This window comes from Neorhizobium tunisiense, assembly GCF_039631515.1.
Lineage (GTDB): Bacteria > Pseudomonadota > Alphaproteobacteria > Rhizobiales > Rhizobiaceae > Neorhizobium.
In genome coordinates, this window is sequence record NZ_JBDIUU010000001.1 from 836,013 (window position 1) to 854,788 (window position 18,776).

The 18,776-nt window shown below is 61.0% G+C and carries 20 protein-coding genes and 1 other annotated feature; of the genes, 16 read left to right on the plus strand and 4 right to left on the minus strand.

Features of this window, described 5'->3' with window-relative positions; all coding sequences use genetic code 11:
- Window positions 1-46: 46 nt before the first annotated feature.
- The 8 genes from ABCW43_RS04360 (at window position 47) to ABCW43_RS04395 (ending at window position 5,358) form a co-directional block, all read left to right on the plus strand.
- Window positions 47-427 (plus strand): cupin domain-containing protein, encoded by a 381-nt coding sequence (locus ABCW43_RS04360; RefSeq protein WP_345922255.1) that lies wholly within the window; start codon window positions 47-49, stop codon window positions 425-427.
- A gap of 169 nt (window positions 428-596) precedes the next feature.
- A complete protein-coding gene (locus ABCW43_RS04365; protein WP_345922256.1) occupies window positions 597-1,247 on the plus strand; it encodes a LysE family translocator in 651 nt (216 codons plus the stop codon).
- A 117-nt stretch (window positions 1,248-1,364) separates the two neighbouring features.
- Window positions 1,365-2,378, plus strand: a complete 1,014-nt coding sequence (gene hemB / locus ABCW43_RS04370; RefSeq protein ID WP_345922257.1) for a porphobilinogen synthase — start codon at window positions 1,365-1,367, stop codon at window positions 2,376-2,378.
- Window positions 2,379-2,439: 61 nt separating this feature from the next.
- Window positions 2,440-2,898: an RDD family protein gene (locus ABCW43_RS04375; RefSeq protein ID WP_306865203.1), complete on the plus strand. Its 459-nt coding sequence runs from the start codon at window positions 2,440-2,442 to the stop codon at window positions 2,896-2,898.
- A gap of 127 nt (window positions 2,899-3,025) precedes the next feature.
- Window positions 3,026-3,787 carry an arginyltransferase gene (locus tag ABCW43_RS04380; protein WP_306865201.1) on the plus strand — a complete coding sequence of 254 codons (762 nt, stop codon included), beginning with the start codon at window positions 3,026-3,028 and terminating at the stop codon, window positions 3,785-3,787.
- Window positions 3,788-3,797: 10 nt separating this feature from the next.
- Window positions 3,798-4,688 carry a DMT family transporter gene (locus ABCW43_RS04385; RefSeq protein ID WP_345922258.1) on the plus strand — a complete coding sequence of 297 codons (891 nt, stop codon included), beginning with the start codon at window positions 3,798-3,800 and terminating at the stop codon, window positions 4,686-4,688.
- Window positions 4,689-4,750: 62 nt separating this feature from the next.
- Window positions 4,751-4,972 (plus strand): AbrB/MazE/SpoVT family DNA-binding domain-containing protein, encoded by a 222-nt coding sequence (locus ABCW43_RS04390; protein WP_345922259.1) that lies wholly within the window; start codon window positions 4,751-4,753, stop codon window positions 4,970-4,972.
- Window positions 4,972-5,358, plus strand: a complete 387-nt coding sequence (locus ABCW43_RS04395) for a type II toxin-antitoxin system death-on-curing family toxin (protein WP_345922260.1) — start codon at window positions 4,972-4,974, stop codon at window positions 5,356-5,358. The genes ABCW43_RS04390 and ABCW43_RS04395 overlap by 1 nt, the downstream gene beginning before the upstream one ends.
- Here ABCW43_RS04395 and parC read toward each other — a convergent pair whose 3' ends face one another.
- A complete protein-coding gene (gene parC, locus ABCW43_RS04400; RefSeq protein WP_345922261.1) occupies window positions 5,359-7,641 on the minus strand; it encodes a DNA topoisomerase IV subunit A in 2,283 nt (760 codons plus the stop codon).
- 256 nt (window positions 7,642-7,897) lie between these two features.
- On the opposite strand from parC, the gene ABCW43_RS04405 reads away from it, so the two are divergent.
- Window positions 7,898-9,088: an aq_1923 C-terminal domain gene (locus tag ABCW43_RS04405; protein ID WP_345922262.1), complete on the plus strand. Its 1,191-nt coding sequence runs from the start codon at window positions 7,898-7,900 to the stop codon at window positions 9,086-9,088.
- Window positions 9,089-9,142: 54 nt separating this feature from the next.
- On the opposite strand, the gene ABCW43_RS04410 is transcribed toward ABCW43_RS04405, so the two are convergent.
- On the minus strand, window positions 9,143-10,630 hold the full coding sequence (locus ABCW43_RS04410; RefSeq protein WP_345922263.1) for a SulP family inorganic anion transporter: 1,488 nt from the start codon (window positions 10,628-10,630) through the stop codon (window positions 9,143-9,145).
- An 80-nt stretch (window positions 10,631-10,710) separates the two neighbouring features.
- Window positions 10,711-10,768 (minus strand) — a sequence feature (sul1 is cis-regulatory element that is thought to sense ions involved in sulfur or methionine metabolism; They are found in Alphaproteobacteria).
- 104 nt (window positions 10,769-10,872) lie between these two features.
- A complete protein-coding gene (locus ABCW43_RS04415; protein WP_345922264.1) occupies window positions 10,873-11,193 on the minus strand; it encodes a DUF1236 domain-containing protein in 321 nt (106 codons plus the stop codon).
- Between the two features lie 247 nt (window positions 11,194-11,440).
- On the opposite strand from ABCW43_RS04415, the gene ABCW43_RS04420 reads away from it, so the two are divergent.
- From ABCW43_RS04420 to ABCW43_RS04450, 7 genes are all read left to right on the plus strand, one after another.
- Window positions 11,441-12,595 carry a serine hydrolase domain-containing protein gene (locus tag ABCW43_RS04420; protein ID WP_345922265.1) on the plus strand — a complete coding sequence of 385 codons (1,155 nt, stop codon included), beginning with the start codon at window positions 11,441-11,443 and terminating at the stop codon, window positions 12,593-12,595.
- Window positions 12,596-12,870: 275 nt separating this feature from the next.
- Window positions 12,871-13,260, plus strand: a complete 390-nt coding sequence (locus tag ABCW43_RS04425; protein ID WP_345922266.1) for a c-type cytochrome — start codon at window positions 12,871-12,873, stop codon at window positions 13,258-13,260.
- A gap of 132 nt (window positions 13,261-13,392) precedes the next feature.
- Window positions 13,393-14,211, plus strand: coding sequence for a cytochrome c oxidase subunit II (locus ABCW43_RS04430; protein WP_345922267.1), 819 nt, complete (start codon window positions 13,393-13,395; stop codon window positions 14,209-14,211).
- A 26-nt stretch (window positions 14,212-14,237) separates the two neighbouring features.
- A complete protein-coding gene (gene ctaD / locus ABCW43_RS04435; protein WP_345922268.1) occupies window positions 14,238-16,016 on the plus strand; it encodes a cytochrome c oxidase subunit I in 1,779 nt (592 codons plus the stop codon).
- Window positions 16,013-16,732 carry a cytochrome c oxidase subunit 3 gene (locus tag ABCW43_RS04440; protein ID WP_345922269.1) on the plus strand — a complete coding sequence of 240 codons (720 nt, stop codon included), beginning with the start codon at window positions 16,013-16,015 and terminating at the stop codon, window positions 16,730-16,732. The genes ctaD and ABCW43_RS04440 overlap by 4 nt, the downstream gene beginning before the upstream one ends.
- A gap of 37 nt (window positions 16,733-16,769) precedes the next feature.
- The gene (locus ABCW43_RS04445; RefSeq protein ID WP_345922270.1) at window positions 16,770-17,489 is read left to right on the plus strand and encodes a heme-copper oxidase subunit III family protein; all 720 of its coding nucleotides are present in this window, start codon (window positions 16,770-16,772) and stop codon (window positions 17,487-17,489) included.
- Window positions 17,490-17,496: 7 nt separating this feature from the next.
- A complete protein-coding gene (locus ABCW43_RS04450) occupies window positions 17,497-17,859 on the plus strand; it encodes a cytochrome C oxidase subunit IV family protein (RefSeq protein ID WP_345922271.1) in 363 nt (120 codons plus the stop codon).
- Between the two features lie 40 nt (window positions 17,860-17,899).
- Here ABCW43_RS04450 and ABCW43_RS04455 read toward each other — a convergent pair whose 3' ends face one another.
- The gene (locus tag ABCW43_RS04455) at window positions 17,900-18,712 is read right to left on the minus strand and encodes a DUF2189 domain-containing protein (protein ID WP_345922272.1); all 813 of its coding nucleotides are present in this window, start codon (window positions 18,710-18,712) and stop codon (window positions 17,900-17,902) included.
- Between the last annotated feature and the right edge of the window lie 64 nt (window positions 18,713-18,776).

Consider the following 18,776-nt stretch of genomic DNA (forward strand, 5'->3'; position numbering starts at 1 on the left):
CGTGGCTCGTCCTGATAGGGTCTTGCCTCCAATCAAAGGAGACGACATGACCGATCGGAACTTTTCACATACGCCGATAAACCTCGCCGAGAAGCTGGCCCGGATACCCGATCTCTGGCAGCAGCGCGTCGTCGCCGAAATGAACGACTACCAGTTCAAGCTCGTCCGCATTGAAGGCGATTTCATATGGCACGATCATCCGGAAACGGATGAAGCCTTCATCGTCATCGAAGGCCAGTTACGGATCGACTTCCGCGATGGCAGCGTTCACATCGGCCCGGGCGAAATGTTCGTCGTGCCGAAGGGCGTGCAGCACAAGCCGTTCGCCGAAAAGGAAGTGAAGATGATGGTTATCGAGCCGCGTGGCGTTTTGAACACCGGCAACGAGGGCGGCGAACGTACCGCTCGGAACGATCTCTGGATCTAGGTGCCCAAGCCTCATTGAGGCGAGACCATAGCGAGGAAGTTGGCGGCGGGCTTGTCATATCGGGTGGGAACGTCGCGGAAATGCTTCAGCTTGGACACCGCAAGTTTATCTCCCCTTGGGCGCAGCCCAATGCTATCGTTACCGTAATAGGAGACGGAGCAAGACAATCATGGATTTGGCAATTCCCAGCGCAACGAATCTCAGCCTGTTCGTCAGCGCCACGCTCGTGCTGCTTCTCGTACCGGGACCAGCAGTCCTTTACATCTTCGCGCGCTCGGTCGAGCAGGGCCGCTCTGCCGGCCTCGTTTCAATCCTTGGCATCCACACGGCCACACTGGTTCATGTCGCCGCCGCCGCTGTGGGGTTGTCGGCGCTCCTGGCATCGTCTGCGCTCGCCTTCAGCATAGTGAAGTATGCCGGCGCGGCCTACCTGATTTGGCTTGGCCTCAAGAAGCTCTTCGGCCCGTCGGACATTCCCGACATCGAGAGCGGTTTACCGACGCGCAGCCGTATGCGGCTCTTTTGTGAGGGCTTTATAGTCAACCTCCTCAATCCGAAGACCGCGCTGTTCTTTCTGGCCTTCCTGCCACAGTTCGTTGAGGTCGACCGTGGCCATGTGGTAATGCAGATCGTTTTTCTCGGGATTCTCTTCACAGCGATTGGCATTCTGACGGACGGTGCCTATGCGCTTGCTGCCGGCACGGCCGGCAACTGGCTAAAGCGTAGTCCCGTCTATCTCAAGGCTGAACGCTGGGTTAGTGGTTTCGTCTATATCGGCCTTGGCTTGACGGCCGCTTTTGCGGGCAATCAAAAGAAATAGACCGTCTGGGTCCACTGCCTAGCCCCGCACTCAACTGCGGCGATCGTTCCCATTCGCAAATGGCGTGCTGCATGATAATGACGCGCACACCGGAAGAGAAGTTGGAGACGCAGCCCCATGGACAAGACGCATCTGGTCGACGAGATCACCGGCCATCGCCGTATGCGGCGCAACCGCAAGGCCGACTGGACGCGCCGGCTCGTGCAGGAGAACCGGCTGACGGTGGACGACCTGATCTGGCCGATCTTCATCGTGCCCGGCACCGGCATCGTCGATCCGATCGCCGCCATGCCGGGCGTCAACCGGATGAGCGTCGACAAGGCGGTCGAGGCGGTGAAGGAGGCGGCCGATCTCGGCATTCCGGCGATCGCCACCTTCCCGGACATAGAGATAGAGTTGCGCGACGAGACCGGCTCCAACAGCCTCGTCGCCAACAACCTGATCAACCAGGCGACTGCCGCCTTCAAGAAGGCCGTGCCGAATATCGGCATCATCACCGACGTGGCGCTCGATCCGTTCACCAGCCACGGCCATGACGGGATCCTGCGCGACGGTATCATCGTCAACGACGAGACGGTCGACCAGATCGTCCGCGCCGCCGTCATGCAGGCCGATGCCGGCGCCGACATCATCGCGCCGTCGGAAATGATGGACGGTCGTATCGGCGCCATCCGCCGCGGGCTCGACGCCGCCGGCCACCAGGATGTCGGCATCATGTCCTATGCGACGAAATTCTCGTCCGGCTTCTACGGCCCCTATCGCGAGGCAATCAACACCAGCGGCCTCTTGAAGGGCGACAAGAACAGCTATTACATCTCGCCGGCCAACGGCACCGAAGCTCTCCGCGACGCGGCTCTCGACGTCGAGGAAGGCGCCGACATGCTGATGGTCAAGCCCGGCATCGCCTATCTCGACATCTGCTGGCGCATCAAGGAGGCGTTCGGCCTGCCCGTCTTCGCCTACCAGGTCTCCGGCGAATACACCCAGATCAAGGCCGCGGCGATGAACGGCTGGATCGACGGCGACCGGATCATGATGGAAACGCTGCTCTGCTTCAAACGCGCCGGCTGCGATGGCATTCTCTCCTATTTTGCGATGGACGTGGCGAAGAAGCTGGCGAAAAACGGATAAGTCTTGTTGCCGAGGCGGTTTCTTCCCATATCAATGTGCGAGAAACAGGAGATGTTGAACGATGAGCCTCGACCCGAACCCGACTTATGCCGCACCGGACGATTGGCGCGCCTATAGCGGCGTTCTTTCGCGCCGGGTGTTCGCCTTCATCATCGACTACGTGATCGTGCTCCTGCTGTGTATTCCGGCCGCGGTTGTCGTGTTCTTCCTCGGCATCATCACGCTCGGCCTCGGCTTCATGCTCTATCCGGTCCTGTTCGTGATCGTCGCGCTTCTCTATTTCGGGATGACGCTCGGCGGCGCGGCCCAGGCCTCGCCCGGCATGCGCGCCATGGGGCTCGCCATGGTGCGGCTCGACGGTCGGCGGATGGATTTCCTCACCGCCATGGCCCATACGGTGATCTTCTGGATCATCAATTCGGTGCTGACGCCGCTCATCCTGCTCGCAGGTTTGTTCATCGAGCGTTCGCGCCTCGTGCACGACCTGTTGCTCGGCACGGTCGTCGTGCGCACCTCGTGACGATCACGCTACTGGCCAAAAGTTTATGGTACAAGCCGGCTGCGCGTCGCAGCATGTGGTTGACGTTTTACTTTTATGCGCCATGGTATGACATTTACGATCATAGAGACCGGACTGCCACGACGCAATGAACACCCAGGCAACGCCCTCACCGCAGTTCTACCTGACGGCCCCGGCAGTTTGTCCCTATCTCTCGGGTGAAATGGAGCGAAAGGTCTTCACTCACCTGGTGGGCTCTCGCGCCGCCGAGATGAACGACCTACTGACCCAGGGCGGTTTCCGCCGTTCGCAGAACATCGCCTATCGGCCGGCCTGCGAATCATGCCGCGCGTGCATTTCCGTGCGCATCCTCGCTCACGAATTCGAGCCCGTGCGCTCGATGAAACGGGTTCTCGCCACCAATCGCGACGTGATCGCCACGGTCTACCCCGCGCAGCCCTCGACCGAACAGTTCTCGCTCTTCCGCCGCTATCTCGACGACCGCCATCAGCGGGGCGGCATGTCGGACATGTCGGCGCTCGATTATGCGATCATGGTCGAGGACACGCATGTCAACACCCGGATCATCGAGTACCGCCGCCGCGAGCCTGGCTCCGGCATCAGCGCCGAGCCGAAGGGCGAACTGCTTGCCGTTGCGCTCACCGACATGATGAGCGACGGCCTGTCGATGGTCTATTCCTTCTTCAATCCCGAGTATGAAAAGCGCTCGCTCGGCACGTTCATGATCCTCGACCATATCGCCCGTACCAGGACGCTCGGCCTACCGCACGTCTATCTCGGTTATTGGGTGAAAGGTTCGGCGAAGATGGGCTACAAGACCCGCTTCCTGCCCCAGGAACACCTGACCCCGCGCGGCTGGGAAATCTTCGATCCCGCCACGGACATCTGAAATCATCCCCATGAATGATCATAAAAAGGGCCTCGTGCTCACCGCTATCGGCGGCCTTGCGCTCTCCTTCGACGTGCCGCTCGTGCGTCTCGGGCATGGCGAGATGTGGTCGACGGTGGCGCTGCGGAGCACGGCGACCTTTGTCGCCGCTATCGTCCTGTGGCTGCTCGTCCGCCGCTTCGGCACCAGCCGCCCGGTGCTGATCCCCGGCAAGGCGGGCCTTGCCGCAGGCTTCTGTTACGGCATTTCGACGATCGCCTTCCTCGGCGCCGTCTTCAACACGGCGACTGCCAATGTCGTCTTCATCGTCGCCTTCACGCCGATGTGCGCCGCCATTCTCGGCTGGCTGGTCCTGAAGGAGCGCCCCTCACCTTCTACGCTCGTCACCATGCTGGTGATGTTTTTCGGCGTCGGCCTGATCGTCTCGGGCGGCCTTACGGGCGGCCATCTCCTCGGCGATATCCTGGCGGCAACGGCCTCGTTCCTGCTGGCTTTAGCAATCACATTCAGCCGGGTAGCGCGTATCGACATGGGCTTCGTGCCGCTGGTCGCGACCATCATTCCGGCAACGATCGGACTTTCCTTCGTCGGCGCATCCGCCCTTGCCGGCACGGGCGGCTTTTCGGTCGCGGACCCCATCTGGGTGGTGTTCGACGGCGCGATCATGATGCCGCTCGCCTTCTGGTGCCTGGCGACCGGCCCGAAATATCTCTCCGGCCCCGAAGTCGGCATGTTCTACCTGCTCGAAACCATCCTCGCACCGATCTGGGTCTGGCTGATTTTTACCGAAGTCCCTTCCGCCCGTACCCTGCTCGGCGGCTCGATCCTCGTGCTGGCGCTGATCGGTTATTCCGCGTGGCAGATGCGGCGGGCGGAGCGGATGCGGGCCAAGGCGGCGTGAGTTTCAGCTATTCAAAAAGCGGCGTCCATGTTATAACAACGTTGCAACATCAGGATTGAGCTATGAACGTCGCCATTCGTAAAATCGGCAATTCCGAAGGAATCATCATCCCGAAGGAAATTCTGGACCGCATGGGCCTGAAGGCGGGAGACAATGTGAATTTGGCCGAAGAAGCAGGGCAGCTGGTTCTGAAACCGATCGACGACGATTTTGCACGTCAGCTCGAGCACGCAGAACGCTTCATGGATAAATACAAGGTCGCGCTCAAGAAATTGGCTGAATAATGCCGTTCAATTTCCTGTCGCGGCCGGTTGTCGAGCATCTGCATCGAAGGCAGATCGAAAAATTCGGCGGCTCTTACGGCTTGCGTGACGCAAGTGCCTTGGAATCTGCTTTGATGCGCCCCCTCAACAAGGTTGCCTATGGTTGCAATGACCTAATCGAACTGGCCGCCGCGTATCTTTTCGGCCTAGCCATGAATCACGCCTTTGTCGATGGCAATAAACGGATCGCCATCGTCGCCGCGGGTGTGTTTCTCATGGATAACGGTTATCTCATCGAAACTGATGAGACCATTCTTTATAAATTCGTACTCGCAGTTGCAGCAGGCGAGATCGATGAAGAAGGTGCGACACGCTTCCTGCGCGATCTCACCGTTCCCCTCCCCTGATCACCCCGCAAACTTCCCACTCCGCGGAAAGCCCTTCGGAACGGCGCGGCCGGCGGTGGCGCGGTCGGCGATCCATTCCAGCAGTTCGTCCTTGTTGCGGGTGAAGGAGCGGCCGGCGCTGTCTTCCCAGGAAAGGCCGTCGGCCATGGTGAAGCAGCGGATGTCCGAAATGCCGCCGTCCTTGTAGCGCTGCAGGCGCACGCCCTTGCCGCGGGTCATTTCCGGCAGCTGGGCCAGCGGGAAGACCAGCAGCTTGCGGTTCTCGCCGACGACCGCGACGTGGTCGCCCGACACCGGTACGACCAGCTTCGTCTCGTCGGGCATCGCGACGTTCATGATCTGCTTGCCCTTGCGGGTATTGGCGATCATCTCGCTTTCAGCAACGACGAAGCCGTTGCCGGCCGTCGAGGCGATGATCAGCTTGCGTTGCGGATCGTGGACGAAGGCGGTCAGGATGTCCTGGTCGTTCTCCATGTCGACGATGATGCGGATCGGCTCCCCATGGCCGCGGCCGCCCGGCAGCTTGTCGGCACCGAGCGTATAAACCTTGCCGCCCGTGGTGACGAGCAGCAGCTTGTCCGTCGTCTGCGCCGTGAACGCGATCTTGGGCCCGTCGCCTTCCTTGAAGGTGAGCGTCGAGGTATCCGAGATGTGGCCCTTCAGCGCGCGAATCCAGCCCTTCTGGGAAACGACGACGGTGATCGGCTCCTTCTCGATCATCGCCTGGTTGATCGCGTCGATATCGGCATCCGGCGCATCGGCGAAAGTCGTCAGGCGCGCATAGGGCTTGCCCCGGCCCTTGGCGAAATTCTTGCGGACGTCCTGGATCTCGTGCTCGATCACCCGCCATTGCTTGTCCTCGGAGGCGAGCAGCGATTCGATATCCGCCTTCTCCTTGGTAAGGTTCTCATGCTCGGTGCGGATCTCGAATTCTTCGAGCTTGCGCAAGGCGCGTAGCCGCATGTTGAGGATCGCCTCGACCTGAATGTCGGTGAGCGACCAGCGCTCCATCATGACAGGCTTCGGCTCGTCCTCCTCGCGGATGATGCGGATCACCTCGTCGATATTGAGGTAGGCGATCAAGAGGCCGCCGAGGATTTCCAGGCGCCTGTCGATCGCCGCCAGCCGGAAGCGCGAGCGGCGGACCAGCACCTCGCGGCGGTGCGCCAGCCATTCCAGCAGCACTTCATTGAGCGCCATCACCTTGGGCACGCGGCCCATCGAGAGCACGTTCATGTTGAGCGGCAGGCGGGTTTCCAGCTCGGACAGCTTGAACAGCGATTCCATCAGCAGCGTCGCATCCACCGTGCGGCTCTTCGGCACCAGCACGACGCGCACGTCTTCGGCCGATTCGTCGCGCACGTCTTCGAGCAGCGGCAGCTTGCGGGCGAGCAGCAGCTCGGCGATCTTTTCGATCAGGCGAGACTTCTGCACCTGGAACGGAATTTCGGTGACGACGATCTGGTAACCGCCGCGACCGAGATCCTCGATCACCCAGCGGGCACGGACGCGGAAACCGCCGCGACCGGTCTTGTAAGCCTCGACGATCGATTCCCGGCTGTCGATGATGATGCCGCCGGTCGGAAGATCGGGGCCTTCGATACCGCCCTTGGCCGGCTCGGCCGGATCCGCCATCAGGTCTTCGACTGATGCCGTCGGATGCTTGATCAGGTGCAGTGCCGCATCGCACAACTCATGAACGTTGTGCGGCGGGATCGACGTCGCCATGCCGACCGCGATGCCGGAGGTGCCGTTGGCGAGCAGGTTCGGGAAGGCGCCGGGAAGCACGACCGGTTCGGAATTCGATTCGTCGTAGGTGTCGCGGAAATCCACCGCGTCCTGGTCGATGCCTTCGAGCAGCAGTTCGGAAACCGCCGTCATCTTGCTCTCGGTATAACGCATCGCGGCGGGGCTATCGCCGTCGATATTGCCAAAATTGCCCTGGCCGTTGACGAGCGGATAACGCTGCGAGAAATCTTGCGCGAGGCGCGCCAGCGCGTCATAGATCGACTGGTCGCCGTGCGGATGGAAATTACCCATCACCTCGCCGACGATCTTTGCGCATTTGCGGAAGGCGGCGTTGGGGCGCAGGCCCATCTCGCTCATCGCGTAGACGATGCGGCGGTGGACGGGTTTCAGGCCGTCGCGCACGTCCGGCAGCGCGCGGTGCATGATGGTGGAAAGCGCATAGGCGAGATAACGCTCTTCGAGCGCTGCTTTCAGATCGACCGGCAGGATATTGTCGCCGCCGTCGCCGCCGGGTGGTGTCAGATTTTTTCCCATGGGCCTTGACTAGCGGAAAGCCCGATTCTCGGCAAGAAACTACCGGCGACAGCCTGTGGATGAAGGCTTTTCCCAAGCTGAAATCAGTGTTTGATTTACCCTTTATCGTCAGCCGCAATTTTGACGAAAGGAATGTGGAACACATCCATAAACCTTTTACCCGGCTTGCCTATAAGGTGCCGCGAACAAGTACACCGAACTACCGACAACCCTAAACAATCGCGGGCAGGCCCGTGCCCCGCCAGGAGGAACTCCGATGCAATACTCCACCAAGACCCGGCTTCTGCTCGCCGGCGCAGCGCTTTCGACGTTCGCCGGCCCGGCGTTTGCGCTCGACGGCAACGATCTCGTCGCCAAGATCAACAGCGCGGTTTCGATCCAGGGCGGCTCCGGTTTCTCGGCGGAAAAGGCAACCGTCAACGGCTCGGACGTCACCCTCACCAATGCCAAGTTACTGGTCGAAGCCGGCAAGCAGAGCCTGCCGCTCGGCACCGTCAAGTTCGAGGGCGTCGAAGAGGATAACGGCGGCTATACGGTCGGGAAAGTCACGTTCGACAATATCAACGTCACGGAGGACAAGACTACCTTCACCGCTTCCGATATCTCGATCAGCGGCCTCACCGTGCCGGCCAACGCGACCGGCGACGGCCTCGATGCGATCCTGCTCTATGACGAAGCCCATGTCGGCAAGATAACGGCCACCGTTGACGGCAAACCGGCCTTTACGGTCGACGAGGCGAACGTCACCACCGAGGTCGCGGACGACAATTCCTCCGTCGGCTTCGACCTCCAGGTCAACGGCATCAAGAGCGACCTCAGCCTCGTCGAAGATGCGCAGGCCAAGGACACTCTGCAGCAGCTCGGCATCACCTCGCTTGACGGCAAGGTTGCCATGTCCGGCGCCTGGACCCTCGAGGACGGCACACTCGATATCGATGAATACGCTCTCGATTTTGCCAAGGTCGGCAAATTAAACCTCGCCTTCAGCATGTCGGGCTATACGCTCGACTTCATCAAGGCGGCGAACGAGACTGCCAAGGCGATGGAAGCCAATCCGAACAAGGAAGAAGCCCAGCAGGCAGCCGGCCTTGCGATGCTCGGCCTGATGCAGCGCCTCACCTTCAACAGCGCCGAGATCCGCTTCGAGGATGCCGGCATCACCAAGAAGGCGCTCGACTATGCCGGCAAGAGCCAGGGCACCACGGGCGAAGCCATGGCGCAGATGCTGAAGGGCATGACGCCGATGATGCTGGCGCAATACAACGTGCCGGAACTGCAGAACATGGTGAGCGCCGCGGTCAACACCTATCTCGACAAGCCCGGCAGCTTCACGATCACCGCGGAACCGGCCGATGCCGTCCCCTTCCCGATGATCATGGGCGCCGCGATGGGCGCTCCGAACACGCTGCCGAAGGTCCTCGGCGTCAAGGTCACCGCCAACGACTGAGGTCTCGAAGACTTGAATCAGAAAGCCCCGGCAAGCAATTGCCGGGGCTTGTCCTTAGTGGGCTGACGAATTTGCCATCGAGACATGATCCTTGTCATGCAGCGCGAAGCGATCGATCATGCCGGCACTCGCCTCGTTGGCGCCGCGCACAGTCACGCCCACGCCTCTGCGGCGGAACTTGAGGACGACATCGTCCAGCGCGCCGACCGCGGAAATATCCCACAGATGCGCGCCGCCGACGTCGATCATTACCATTGCGACAGGCTCCTCGAAGTCGAAGGACTTGAGCAGGTTTTCGGCGGAGGCAAAGAAGATCTGCCCTTCCACATGGTAGGTCCGAACCTCGCCGTCCGAAGAAAGCTCGGAACGGACGCGGAAGAGCCGGGCGACCTTGCCGGCGAAGAAAATGCCTGAAAGCAGGACGCCGACAAGGACGCCCTTCGACAGGTCCTGGGTGGCAAGAACCGTTGCGACGGTCGCCAGCATGACGATCGACGAAGTTCCGGGATGGCGCTTGATATCGACGACGGACTTCCAGGAAAATGTGCCGATCGACACCATGATCATCACCGCCACGAGTGCGGCCACCGGCACCACCCGCAGCACCTCGTCGAGCACGAGCAGCAGCACCAGCAGAAAAGCGCCAGCGACGAAGGTCGAAAGCCGCCCTCGCCCACCCGACGTGACGTTGATCACCGACTGGCCGATCATGGCGCAGCCGCCCATGCCGCCGAACAGCGCAGCGACGATATTGCCCGAGCCCTGGCCGAAACACTCCCGGCTCTTGCTGCTTGTCGTATCCGTCATGTCATCGATGATCTGGGCCGTCAGCAGGGATTCCAGGAGGCCGACGGCCGCAAGCGCGACCGAATAGGGAAAGATGATCTGCAGGGTCTCGAAGGTCAGCGGCACCTGCGGCCAGCCGAAGGCAGGCAGCGCGGTTGGCATTTCCCCGAGATCGGCGACCGTGTGGACATTAATGCCGAAGACGAGTGCCACGACCGTCACCACGATGATTGCGACCAGCGGCGACGGGATCACCTTCGTCACGTAGGGGAACAGGTAAATGACCGCAAGCGCCACAGCGATCAGCACATAAGTCACGTTCGGAACGTTGATGAGCTGCGGGATCTGGGCGACGAAGATCAGGATCGCCAGCGAATTGACGAAACCGGTCATCACCGAGCGCGACACGAAACGCATCAGCCGCCCGAGCTTCAGGAAGCCGGCGAGGATCTGCAGCAGCCCCATCAGGATCGTCGCTGCAAACAGATACTGGATGCCGTAGTCGCGAACCAGCGGGCTCATCAGCACGGCCGTCGCTGCTGTCGCGGCTGAGATCATTGCCGGGCGGCCGCCGGTCAGCGCGGTTACGCAGGCGATTGCCACGGAGGCAAACAGGCCGACCTTGGGATCGACGCCAGCGATGACCGAAAAGCCGACGGCTTCCGGGATGAGCGCCAGCGCCACGACGATGCCGGAGAGAACGTCGCCGCGAATATTGGAAAACCATTCGCGGCGGTAAGCTGAAATTCTGTTCATGAGAAAAAGTTCGCAAAAAAATCGCATCCGCCGGGAGGATTATCCAGGTGTGACCAGACGTAAATGAGGCTGATGCTTTGCGTTGTCCGGCGGATCGGCGGCCGGAAGAGCCACTCGGGAGTCACACCCGAGTCCTTGTGATGGCAAACCATAGAGGGTCGGATGCTGCGGCGCAATATCACGAACAGAAAACCCGGCGATCGCTCGCCGGGTTCTTGTTGCTCGAAAAGAGCCGGATGAAATTATTCCAGAACCTGGATGACGGTTCGGGTCTGCGGATTTACGATGACGCGTCGATCGTTGACTACAGTGTAGGCGTAGTCGTCGTAACCCTCGACCCTGCGCACCTCTACCGTCTCCGGCAGGGCGGCGCCGACAGCGATCTCTCCCTCGTAGGAGATTGATGGAACGCTCTGCTCCATGACGTAGGTGCGGACTTCGCCGGGCAGGACGACCGTCGAATTGGTGGTGACCGGATCCTGGGTGACGATCGTCGTCTGGGCGTAAGCCGCGCCCGAGAGGGCGACCAGGACCGCCGATGCGGCCAGTAGGGTCTTGCGCATATCTTTTTCTCCCTGTGCTTCTGCTGTTCTAACAACACAAGCGCGCGGATATGGTTCCCCTATTCGCTTGACGCACGGGACGTCGGAACGGCATCCTGACGCCCCCAGGCAGGCACGAGCGACACCATTGCGGTGACGAGGCAGGGACCGGCAACCAGGCTATAGGCAGATGTTTTTTATCGCTCACAGGATCGTCCCTCTCCGAGGCGACCCTAGATAGCCGTGTTTTTAGCGGAGGTTTTGCCCGATGAATTTGCCAATCCAGCCATCGACCCGGATATCCTGCCCCACGATCGACGCGGCGATCGATGATGCCCTCGCGGCAAAACGGCTCGTCGGCACCGTCGTGATGGTCGCCAGGGATGGCGAAATCGTCTACCGCCGCGCCGCAGGATTGGCGGACCGGGAAGCGGGCCTGAAAGCCAGCGAGAACACGATCTTTCGCCTCGCCTCGATAACCAAGCCGATCGTCACCATCGCCGCCATGCGGCTGATCGAACAGGGCCGCATCGGCCTCGACGATCCGGTGACGAAATGGCTGCCGGATTTCCGGCCGCGCCTCGAAGACGGCTCAGAACCGGCGATCCTGATCCGCCATCTCCTCACCCACACGTCCGGCCTGAGCTATGGTTTCCACCTGGAAGATGGTCCCTATGTCCGGGCCGGCGTTTCCGACGGCCTCGATCAGCCGGGCCTCTCGCTCGCGAAGAACCTGCGGCGCATCGCTTCCGTGCCGCTGCTCTTTGCCCCCGGCACCGGCTGGCAATATTCCGTCTCCATGGACGTCATCGGCGGTGTCATCGAGAAGGAAACCGGCAAACGCCTCGGCGAGGCGGTTACCGAGCTGGTGATGCGGCCGCTCGGCCTTTCCGATACCGGCTTCACCGTCACCGACCGCAGCCGGCTTGCGGCACCTTACGCCGACGGTTCGCCGGAACCGAAGCGGATGGGCGAGACGGAAAGGGTGCGAGCCCTCGATGGCTCGGTAACGTTCGTGCCGGACCGGATCTTCAACCCGGACTCCTTCCACTCCGGCGGCGGCGGTATGGCAGGGACCGCGTCCGACGTGTTCACCGTGCTAGAGACCATCCGCAAGGGCGGCGCTCCGCTGCTTTCGGAAAAGACCGTCAAGGCGATGATGACCAACCAGATCGGCGATCTTCTCGAACCGGCACGGCCGGGCTTCGGCTTCGGTTTCGGCTGGGCGATCGTGCGCGATCCGGCAAAGGCAGGCCTGCCGGTTTCCCCCGGCTCGCTGCAATGGGGCGGCGCTTACGGCCACCATTGGTTTATCGATCCGGCAAGGAAGATCACGCTGGTGGGCCTGACCAATACCACGCTCGAAGGTATGTGGGGCCAGTTCACGCTCGACCTGAAAAAGGCTGTCGCCGCCGACCTTTAAGGCGGGCATCCTCAGTTCGACTTTGTACATTATGCGGCGAAGCAAATTGCCTGTGTCATGCGTGTGAGCCGACTTGGTGGAATTTTATGAATGTCCGGGTCTGACGGGCACTGTCGATAAATGTCCTGGCTCCACAAAACCATGCGGGCTGATCTTGGCCCCGGTTGACTTGCCACCTCGAAGGACTACTCTTTTAGTGACCGCAAACATATCCACGCGAAGATGACGGTGGATGATGCGGCGATTGGGCAACCTTGAGGAGGATGAGGTTTGCCATGACCTATCGTGTTGTTCTGTTGATCGGCGCGTCCATCGTCGCCGTTTCGTCGTTTGATGCCCGAGCTCAGGAAGGTGACGCGACGGCGGGCGCCACCATTTTCAAGAAATGTGCGACCTGTCATGTCGTCGATTCCGATACGAACAAGGTCGGCCCGTCGCTGAACAAGCTGTTTGGCCGAAAGGCCGGAACCCATCCCAATTTCGCCTATTCGACCGGGATGAAAGAGGCCGGAGACGGCGGCCTCGTCTGGGACGAGGCGACACTGCGCGACTATCTGCACAATCCAAAAGCGAAGGTGAAGGGCACCAAGATGGCCTTCGTCGGCGTGAAGGACGAGCAGGAGATCACCAATCTCATCGCCTATCTCAAGCAATATTCCCAATGACCGGCCGAGAGGCGGCCGGGATGGGCATGCCTAAATTGCAGTAATTGCCGATCTTTTCCATTCGTGCGATAGTAAATCCGGTATTTTTGCGGAACGCGGTTTCACGGTCGACCTGCTCAGGGAGGGGCGGAAATGGCTGTTGTGCTGATTCTCGTCTTGATTGTTGTCGGCTCCGTGCTGTTCCATGTGCTGAGCCCGTGGTGGTGGACGCCGATCGCCTCCAACTGGAACTATATCGACAGCACGCTTGTCATCACCTTCTGGATCACCGGCATCGTCTTCGTGGCGGTGGTTTCGTTCATGGCCTATTGCGTCTTCCGCTTCCGGCACAGGCCCGGCAACCGCGCAGCCTATGAGCCGGAGAACCGCAGGCTGGAGGTGCTGCTGGCGGGGGGAACGGCGGTCGGTGTCGCGGCGATGCTGGCGCCCGGCCTGGTGGTGTGGAACCAGTTCATTACGGTGCCTGACGATGCCGTGCCGGTCGAGGTCGTCAGCCAGCAGTGGCTGTGGAACTTCCGCCTGCCGGGCGCGGACGGAAAGCTCGGCCGCGCGGAGACGCGCGACGTGAGCCCCGACAATCCGCTCGGCCTGAACAAGAACGACGCAAACGGCCTCGACGACGTGATCATCGAGGGCGGCGAGTTGCATCTGCCGATCGGCAAGCCGGTGCGCATATTGCTGCGCTCCGTCGATGTCCTCCACGATTTCTACGTGCCGGAATTCCGCGCCAAGATGGACATGATCCCCGGCATGATCACCTATTTCTGGCTCACGCCGACGCGGACGGGAAGTTTCGAGATTCTCTGTGCCGAGCTCTGCGGCGTCGGCCATGGGCAGATGCGCGGGACCGTCGTGGTCGAAGAGGATGCGGACTATCAGACCTGGCTCGGGCAGCAGCAGACATTCACCCAGCTTATGGCGTCATCGGGAGAGCCGCCGCCGGCAAACTGAACCGACGGGGAAAGGGAAGAGACATCATGGTCGAGATTCCATCCGGAAGTGCAGGCGCCATCCCCTCCGCCGAAGTCGAGGATGTCGAGCTTTATCATCCGAAAAGCTGGTGGACGAAATATGTGTTCAGCCAGGATGCCAAGATCATCGCCGTGCAATATTCGCTGACCGCCATTGCGATCGGCCTTGTGGCCCTTGTGCTCTCCTGGCTGATGCGGCTGCAGCTTGCCTTTCCCGGTTATTTCGCCTTCATCGATGCCGACCACTATTATCAGTTCATCACCATGCACGGCATGATCATGGTGATCTATCTGCTGACCGCGCTGTTCCTCGGCGGCTTCGGCAATTACCTCATTCCACTGATGGTCGGCGCGCGAGACATGGTGTTCCCCTATGCGAACATGCTGAGCTACTGGATCTATCTGCTGGCCGTCCTGATCCTGGCCGCGGGCTTTTTCGCCCCCGGCGGCCCGACAGGGGCCGGCTGGACGCTCTATCCCCCGCAGGCCGTTCTGTCAGGCACGCCGGGCGGCAAGGACTGGGGCATCCTCCTCATGCTCACCTCACTGATCGTCTTCATCATCGGCTTTACCATGGGGGGCCTGAACTATGTGGTGACCGTGCTGCAGGGACGCGCGCGCGGCATGACGCTGATGCGCATGCCGCTCACCGTCTGGGGCATCTTCACCGCCACCGTGATGGCGCTGCTCGCCTTCCCTGCCCTGTTCGTCGCCTGCGTCATGATGCTGTTCGACCGCCTGCTCGGCACGAGCTTCTTCATGCCTGCCATCGTCGAAATGGGCGAGCAGCTGCAGCATGGCGGCGGCAGCCCGATCCTGTTCCAGCACCTGTTCTGGTTCTTCGGGCATCCGGAGGTCTATATCGTCGCGCTGCCGGCCTTCGGAATCGTCTCGGACCTGATCAGCACGCATGCGCGCAAGAACATTTTCGGCTACCGCATGATGGTCTGGGCGATCGTCATCATCGGCGCGCTCAGCTTCATCGTCTGGGCGCACCACATGTATGTCAGCGGCATGAACCCGGCCTTCGGCTTCTTCTTCGCCACCACGACGTTGATCATCGCCGTACCAACGGCGATCAAGGTCTACAACTGGGTGCTGACGCTGTGGCGCGGCGACATCCACCTGACGCTGCCGATGCTCTTTGCGCTCGCCTTCATCGTCACCTTCGTCAACGGCGGCCTGACGGGCCTGTTCCTCGGCAATGTCGTCGTCGACGTGCCACTGTCGGACACGATGTTCGTCGTCGCGCATTTCCACATGGTCATGGGGGTAGCGCCGATCCTCGTCATCTTCGGGGCGATCTGTCACTGGTATCCGAAGGTGACGGGACGCATGCTGAACGAGACGCTCGGCCAGATCCACTTCTGGATCACCTTCCTCGGCACCTATGCGATCTTCTTCCCGATGCATTACCTCGGCCTGCTGGGCGTGCCGCGCCGCTACTTCGAGATGGGAGAGACGGCCTTCGTTCCGCCTTCGGCCCATACGCTGAACATCTTCATAACGGTCATGGCGCTGATCGTCGGGGCCGCGCAGATGGTTTTCCTGTTCAACCTGGTCTGGAGTCTTTTCCGAGGAAAAGAGGCGGGCGGCAATCCATGGCGGGCAACGACGCTGGAATGGCAGACGCCACAGACGCCGCCCGCCCACGGCAACTGGGGCAAGGAACTGCCGGTGGTCTACCGCTGGGCCTATGACTACAGCGTGCCGGGAGCGGCCGAGGACTTCATTCCGCAGACAGTGCCGGCAAGCGGCAGCGTCACACGGGAGGTTCCGGCATGAACGTCACGCTGATCTTCCTTGCCGTCATCGGCGCCATCATCGTCTGGTGGCTGGCCGGACAGCGGCTGACCTCGAAACCCTGGCTCGAAACCGGGTCCGTGCAGCTGCCGGATCATCACGGCGCCGATCGGCAACAGCCGCCCGTGCCGGCGGTAAAAATCGGCCTCTTCGTGTTTCTCGGCGTCGTCGGCGCACTCTTCAGCCTTGCCGTCAGCGCCTATTTCATGCGCATGGCGTCGGCGGACTGGTGGGCCACACCCGTTCCCCGGCTGCTCTGGGTCAATACCGCAGCACTCGCCTTAAGCAGTGTCGCGTTGCAATGGGCGAGAAGAGAAGCGGAGCACGGCCGCATGGAAGGCCTGCGGCCGGTGCTTTCCGCCGCCTTTGCCCTAGCCGTCCTCTTTCTCGTCGGACAGGTCCAGGCATGGCGGGAACTGACGGCGGCCGGCTACGTGCTGGCCGATAATCCCGCCAACAGCTTCTTCTATATGCTCACCGGCCTGCACGGCCTTCATATCCTCGGCGGGCTCGCCGTGCTCGCTCACACGACGGTCAGGGCATTCGCGCGTGACGTTCAGCCGGACAGGCTGCGCCTCAGCATCGATCTATCCGCCATCTATTCGCATTTCATGCTCGCCGTCTGGCTCCTGCTCTTTACGCTCTTTGCCGGGTGGGCGAATGATTTCGTCGATCTCTGCCGCACATTGCTGACCTAGGGGCCGAACCAAGGGAGCTCAACCAGGAGATTTGCAGATGGCACAGACTATCGGGACACATGGCGAGCCGGACCTCAGGCCAGCGGGCCTGCGTGGAGTCGCTGCCGATTTCAGCTCGGATCAGCGCGCCTTCAAGACCGCCTCCTGGGGCAAGGCGATGATGTGGATCTTTCTACTCAGCGACACCTTCGTCTTCGGTTGTTTCCTGATCGCCTACATGACCGCCCGCATGTCGACGCCGGTCGCCTGGCCCAATCCGAGCGAGGTCTTCGCGCTGCATATCGGCGGCCAGGACGTGCCGCTGATCCTGATCGCAATCATGACCTTCGTGCTGATCTCGAGCAGCGGCACCATGGCGATGGCGGTCAATTTCGGCTATCGCCGCGAACGCCACAGGACCGCGATGCTGATGATGCTGACGGCGCTTCTCGGGGCATGCTTCGTCGGCATGCAGGCCTTCGAGTGGACGAAGCTGATCACCGAAGGCGTGCGCCCCTGGGAAAACCCCTGGGGAGCTGCACAGTTCGGATCGACCTTCTTCATGATCACCGGCTTTCACGGCACCCATGTCACGATCGGCGTCATCTTCCTCCTCATCGTCGCCCGCAAGGTCTGGCGGGGCGATTTCGATGAGGAACGGCGCGGCTTCTTCACCAGCCGGAGAGGCCGCTACGAGGCCGTCGAGATCATGGGCCTCTACTGGCACTTCGTCGATCTGGTCTGGGTCTTCATCTTCGCATTCTTCTACCTGTGGTGAGGTCGTCATGAACGAGACAACGGCGCATGCACACATCCAAGCTGGACAGCAGCTCCAAACCGGACAGCAGCATCCGATCCGGCTCTACCTCTTCGTCTGGGGCCTGCTCTTCGTGCTCAGCGCCTTTTCCTACATGGTCGATTATCTCGGCCTCCAGGGTTATCTCAGGTGGACGCTGATCCTGCTGTTCATGATGCTGAAAGCCGGGCTGATCGTTGCCGTCTTCATGCACATGGCCTGGGAACGGCTGGCGCTCGTCTACGCCATCCTGCTGCCGCCGCTGCTGGTGCTGGTTTTCGTCGCGCTGATGGTATCGGAAGCCGACTATACGATCTTCACCCGACTCACCTTCTTCGGCACTGCTCCCTGACGGGCAGTGCCGAATCCGGTTTCCGGCGTACCGACCGCTGCTACTTCCCCAAGCCGGCTTCCGGTTCAACGACCTTGCGATACAGATGCCAGGTCGCGTGGCCAAGTACGGGGATCACGATAGCCAAACCGGCAAAGAACATCGCAAAACCGGCGAACAGAAGCACCGCCACGATGAGACCCCAGAGTATGAATTCCATGGGATTGACCGCGAAGGCTTTCATCGAGGTGTAGACCGCTGTCGCCGCACCGGTGTCACGATCAAGAAGCAGCGGAAATGCAATGACTGTGGTGCAAAGCACGGCCAGAGCGAAGAGGAAGCCGACGGCATTGCCGTAAAGGATCAGCTGCCAACCCCTGCTCGTCGAGAATACCTCGTTGAAGAAAGTCATCAGCGATTCCGGCCGTTCCGGCCCGAACAGGCTGACATAGAGCGACTGCGCCGTCAGAAGCCACAGGATAAAAATCACCGCCAGCATAAGGCCGATGGCAAGGATTGCCGGGACCGCCGGGGAATGCCGGATTTCGAGCGCATGCTGCCAGGAGGTGTCAAGGCCGAGCTCCCGCCGGCGACTGATTTCATAAAGACCCAGCGCCGCTATCGGACCGACCAGGGCAAAGCCTGACATCAGCGGAAACAGCAGCGGCAGCGCATTGGCACCGGATGTCCAATAGGCGAGGACCACGCCGGCCACAGGGTAGATCAGGCAGAGAAAGACGTAGTGCGACGGCTTGGTCCAGAAATCATCCAACCCCTGACGCAGCGAGGTGAAGACATCGGCCACATTGATGCGCCGCACAGTGGGATAGGCAGCCTTCCTGTTGCCTCCCGCGATCACGTGAAAATGCGCCATAACAATTCCTCTCCATTTCTTGTCACAGACAACAACGATCACAACGGATATCCGCGTGAAGAAC

Coding starts and splice junctions, on each gene's coding strand:
- ABCW43_RS04360 (WP_345922255.1), top strand. CDS start 47: ATGACCGATCGGAACTTTTCACATACGCCGATAAACCTCGCCGAGAAG.
- ABCW43_RS04365 (WP_345922256.1), top strand. CDS start 597: ATGGATTTGGCAATTCCCAGCGCAACGAATCTCAGCCTGTTCGTCAGC.
- hemB (WP_345922257.1), top strand. CDS start 1,365: ATGGACAAGACGCATCTGGTCGACGAGATCACCGGCCATCGCCGTATG.
- ABCW43_RS04375 (WP_306865203.1), top strand. CDS start 2,440: ATGAGCCTCGACCCGAACCCGACTTATGCCGCACCGGACGATTGGCGC.
- ABCW43_RS04380 (WP_306865201.1), top strand. CDS start 3,026: ATGAACACCCAGGCAACGCCCTCACCGCAGTTCTACCTGACGGCCCCG.
- ABCW43_RS04385 (WP_345922258.1), top strand. CDS start 3,798: ATGAATGATCATAAAAAGGGCCTCGTGCTCACCGCTATCGGCGGCCTT.
- ABCW43_RS04390 (WP_345922259.1), top strand. CDS start 4,751: ATGAACGTCGCCATTCGTAAAATCGGCAATTCCGAAGGAATCATCATC.
- ABCW43_RS04395 (WP_345922260.1), top strand. CDS start 4,972: ATGCCGTTCAATTTCCTGTCGCGGCCGGTTGTCGAGCATCTGCATCGA.
- parC (WP_345922261.1), bottom strand. CDS start 7,641: ATGGGAAAAAATCTGACACCACCCGGCGGCGACGGCGGCGACAATATC.
- ABCW43_RS04405 (WP_345922262.1), top strand. CDS start 7,898: ATGCAATACTCCACCAAGACCCGGCTTCTGCTCGCCGGCGCAGCGCTT.
- ABCW43_RS04410 (WP_345922263.1), bottom strand. CDS start 10,630: ATGAACAGAATTTCAGCTTACCGCCGCGAATGGTTTTCCAATATTCGC.
- ABCW43_RS04415 (WP_345922264.1), bottom strand. CDS start 11,193: ATGCGCAAGACCCTACTGGCCGCATCGGCGGTCCTGGTCGCCCTCTCG.
- ABCW43_RS04420 (WP_345922265.1), top strand. CDS start 11,441: ATGAATTTGCCAATCCAGCCATCGACCCGGATATCCTGCCCCACGATC.
- ABCW43_RS04425 (WP_345922266.1), top strand. CDS start 12,871: ATGACCTATCGTGTTGTTCTGTTGATCGGCGCGTCCATCGTCGCCGTT.
- ABCW43_RS04430 (WP_345922267.1), top strand. CDS start 13,393: ATGGCTGTTGTGCTGATTCTCGTCTTGATTGTTGTCGGCTCCGTGCTG.
- ctaD (WP_345922268.1), top strand. CDS start 14,238: ATGGTCGAGATTCCATCCGGAAGTGCAGGCGCCATCCCCTCCGCCGAA.
- ABCW43_RS04440 (WP_345922269.1), top strand. CDS start 16,013: ATGAACGTCACGCTGATCTTCCTTGCCGTCATCGGCGCCATCATCGTC.
- ABCW43_RS04445 (WP_345922270.1), top strand. CDS start 16,770: ATGGCACAGACTATCGGGACACATGGCGAGCCGGACCTCAGGCCAGCG.
- ABCW43_RS04450 (WP_345922271.1), top strand. CDS start 17,497: ATGAACGAGACAACGGCGCATGCACACATCCAAGCTGGACAGCAGCTC.
- ABCW43_RS04455 (WP_345922272.1), bottom strand. CDS start 18,712: ATGGCGCATTTTCACGTGATCGCGGGAGGCAACAGGAAGGCTGCCTAT.